The sequence below is a fragment of the Pontibacter brevis genome (genome assembly GCF_054779655.1).
This window is the reverse complement of sequence record NZ_BAAGXV010000037.1, coordinates 1-662: the sequence shown is the minus strand read 5'-3', so window position 1 is coordinate 662 and position 662 is coordinate 1. Positions and strand designations below refer to the sequence as shown.

General features: G+C 59.7%; 1 protein-coding gene. It reads left to right on the top strand.

The features are described from left to right. On the top strand, positions 1 to 626 hold a 626-nt coding region (locus tag ACYVB1_RS12835; protein ID WP_460924114.1), incomplete at its 5' end, for a transposase. Positions 627 to 662: the final 36 nt, after the last annotated feature.

Below are 662 nucleotides of genomic sequence, written 5' to 3'. Positions count from 1 at the left end.
GGCCGGCAGCGTGGGAGCCGGAGGCGGCGCACGTGCTGGAGCTCAGGCAGCTGCAGACGGTGGCAGAGGGGCTGCAGAAGACCTTGCACCAGCACGCACGGCAGCTGGAGGCCCTCGAGCAGGCCCCGCAGGTGAGCCGGCAGGCAAGGCAGAGCCTGGAGAGGATGGTAAGGCAGGCCCAGAAGGAAAAGCAGCAGGTGGAGGATCGGATGGAGCTGCTGGTCGGGCAGCATCATCAGCGGCAGTACGAGCAGGTCAGCAGCATCCCTGGCCTAGGCAAGAAAAGCAGCATTCTGCTCATCCTCATCACAGGGGGCTTCACCAGGTTCACCCACCATAAGCAGCTTGTCAGCTACCTGGGCCTGAGCCCCAGAATCTATGAGTCAGGCACCAGCGTCAGGGGAAGGAGCCGCATCTGCAAGATGGGCATGAGCCGGGCAAGGGCGGTGCTGTACGTGTGCTCCTGGTCAGCCATCAGGTGCAACAGGGCCTGCAGAGAGCTCTATGAGCGGCTGGTGGCAAGGGGGAAGGCAAAGAGGATGGCCTTGGCTGCCGTGGCAAACAAACTCGTCAAGCAGGCCTTTGCACTGGCAACAAAAGGAGAATATTACACGGAAAAACCATAAAATAAAACTTGCTTTTAAACACAGTTCATTTCGAAC